Annotated in this window: 3 protein-coding genes; all 3 read left to right on the top strand. The window is 60.6% G+C overall.

The genetic code is table 11. From position 1 onward, the window contains the following. Positions 1 to 76: 76 nt before the first annotated feature. The 3 genes from tnpA (at position 77) to tnpC (ending at position 2,465) form a co-directional block, all read left to right on the top strand. Positions 77 to 508 carry an IS66-like element accessory protein TnpA gene (gene tnpA, locus GGI60_RS31600; RefSeq protein ID WP_148195283.1) on the top strand — a complete coding sequence of 144 codons (432 nt, stop codon included), beginning with the start codon at positions 77 to 79 and terminating at the stop codon, positions 506 to 508. Further along, positions 505 to 861 carry an IS66 family insertion sequence element accessory protein TnpB gene (tnpB, locus tag GGI60_RS31595; protein WP_183782588.1) on the top strand — a complete coding sequence of 119 codons (357 nt, stop codon included), beginning with the start codon at positions 505 to 507 and terminating at the stop codon, positions 859 to 861. Before tnpA ends, tnpB begins: the two co-directional genes overlap by 4 nt. Positions 862 to 932: 71 nt before the next feature. Next, entirely contained in the window at positions 933 to 2,465 is a 1,533-nt protein-coding gene (tnpC, locus tag GGI60_RS31590; RefSeq protein ID WP_183782590.1) for an IS66 family transposase, read from the top strand. Positions 2,466 to 2,478 lie beyond the last annotated feature (13 nt).

Here is a 2,478-nt window from a genome sequence, read left to right as displayed (position 1 = left end):
CGTAAGCGGTGTTTTGACCCCACCTTCCGGATCAGCGCGTGATTGTTGATGTTGTTGCCGAACGAGGCTTCGACATATGACGATTACAGGGTTTACGCATGGCACCAGTGCAGACGTGCCGGTGCAACGGTTTGAGGTTTTTACGGGAACTGGCCGTCGCCGCGACTGGAGCGACGAGGAGAAAGACCGAATTGTCGCCGAGAGCTATAGCGGCGAGATGTCGGTCAGTGCTGTTGCGCGTCGGCACGGGTTGTCTCCCGGACAATTGTTTACCTGGCGTCGGCAGGCGCGGAGTCAGGCGCAGCAAGACTCGCCGCCGATGTTTGTGGCAGCAGTAATTGATCGTCCGGTAGAGCCGCCTCCGACACGGCGAAAGACGATTACGAGGAGCGCACTTCCAGTTGCGGCAATCGAGCTGGAGGTTGGCGGCGCGGTCGTCAGGATCGCATCTGGCACGGACAGCGCGACAATTGCTGCTGTGATCCAGGCGTTGAAGGCTCAGTCGTGATTGGTCCGTCCGGTGCGGTAAAGGTGATGATCGCCACCAAGCCCGTCGACTTTCGCAAAGGCGCTGACGGATTGGCGGCGCTCGTGAAAGCCGAGATGGGTGCTGACCCATTCTCTGGCACGATCTACGTGTTCCGGGCCAAACGAACGGACCGGATCAAGCTGGTCTTCTGGGACGGTAGCGGCGTGTGCCTGGTTGCCAAGCGGCTTGAGGATGGCGAGTTCCATTGGCCTCGAATGCAGAACGGCGCGATGCATCTGACGGCCGCCCAATTCTCGGCTCTGTTCGAGGGATTGGACTGGAAACGCGTGCATACGCCGAGCGAAACGCGCACCCCGATAAAGGCTGGATAGCGGCCGCGACCAATTGAATCATCATCATCCTGCCTCTCGTTCTGAGCGGCAAAATATGCTGTTCTCGATCCATGACGATAACGGCGGACGAGCTTCCGGATGACCTGAACGCGCTGAAAGCGATGGTGCTTTCGCGCGAGGCGGAGAATGCCCGCCTGCGTCAGATCATCAAGGAATTGCAGCGCCACCGGTTCGGTCGCCGTGCCGAGACGCTTCCCGAGGACCAGCTTCTGCTTGGGCTTGAAGAGGCCGAGCAAGTCGAGGCTGCCGGTCTGGAAGACAATGAGCAAGCCTCCCCTGCTGTTCGACAGGCGCAGGTCGCCAAACGGCGCACGAACAGAGGTTCGCTGCCAGCCCATCTGCCGCGCATCGAGATCGTAGTTGATATTGATGACCATGCCTGCCCCTGCTGCCGCAATGACCTGCATCGGATCGGCGAAGACGTCAGCGAGAAGCTCGACATTGTGCCCGCCCAGTTCCGCGTGCTTGTGCTGCGCCGCCCGAAATATGCTTGCCGGGCTTGCGAAGAAGTCGTGGTCCAGGCTCCGGCCCCGGCAAGACTGATTGAAGGCGGCATTCCGACCGAGGCCACCGTCGCCCAGGTGCTGGTCTCCAAATATGCTGACCACCTGCCACTGTATCGCCAGGCGCAAATCTATAAGCGTCAAGGCATCGACCTCGACCGCTCGACGCTCGCCGACTGGGTCGGTCGCGCCGCCTGGCATCTGCGTCCTGTCCATCAGCGGCTGCTCGATCATTTGAAGTCATCGTCGAAGCTCTTCGCCGACGAGACGACAGCCCCCGTGCTCGACCCGGGTCGTGGCAAGACTAAGACCGGGCAGCTTTGGGCCTATGCGCGGGACGACCGCCCTTGGCAAGGAAATGACCCGCCCGGCGTCGCCTATATCTATGCCCCGGATCGCAAAGGCGAGCGACCGATGGCCCATCTCGACGGCTTCGTCGGCATTCTGCAGGTCGACGGCTACAGTGGATATCGCCCACTCGCGGCAAAGAACACCGTGTCACTGGCTTTCTGCTGGTCTCACGTTCGCCGCCGCTTCTATGAACTCGCCGCCGCCGGTCCAGCACCCATTGCCAGCGAGGCGCTCAAACGCATCGCCGAACTTTACAGGATTGAAGACGAGATACGTGGCCTCACACACGAGGAGCGTACCGCCACGCGCCAAGAGAAGAGCCGACCGATCACAGATAGCCTCGCTCCCTGGCTGCGCGAACAACTCGGCCTCATCAGTCAGAAGACGAAGCTCGCCGAAGCAATCCGCTATGCCTTGTCACGCTGGGATGGCTTGACCCGGTTCATCGACGATGGCCGGATCGAGATCGACTCCAATACCGTCGAGCGATCCATCAGGCCAATTGCGCTCAATCGCAAGAATGCACTATTTGCCGGTTCCGACGCCGGGGCCGAACACTGGGCAACCATCGCCTCGCTCATCGAGACTGCCAAGCTCAACCATGTCGAGCCACTGGCCTATCTCTCAGACGTCCTCACCAGGATCGCCAACGGCCATCCAAATAGCCAAATCGACGACCTGCTGCCGTGGACCTATGCCGCAAGGCACGAACTCAAAGCCGTGGCCTGAAAACAGCGCTTAC

Origin of the sequence: Rhizobium lentis (assembly GCF_014200175.1) — a bacterium.
Taxonomy (GTDB): domain Bacteria; phylum Pseudomonadota; class Alphaproteobacteria; order Rhizobiales; family Rhizobiaceae; genus Rhizobium; species Rhizobium mulingense.
Note: the sequence above shows the minus strand (reverse complement) of the source record. Positions and strands in the feature narration are given on the sequence as shown.

Excerpts from the sequence above, each read along its gene's own strand:
- tnpA (WP_148195283.1), top strand. The coding sequence starts at position 77 with ATGACGATTACAGGGTTTACGCATGGCACCAGTGCAGACGTGCCGGTG.
- tnpC (WP_183782590.1), top strand. The coding sequence starts at position 933 with ATGACGATAACGGCGGACGAGCTTCCGGATGACCTGAACGCGCTGAAA.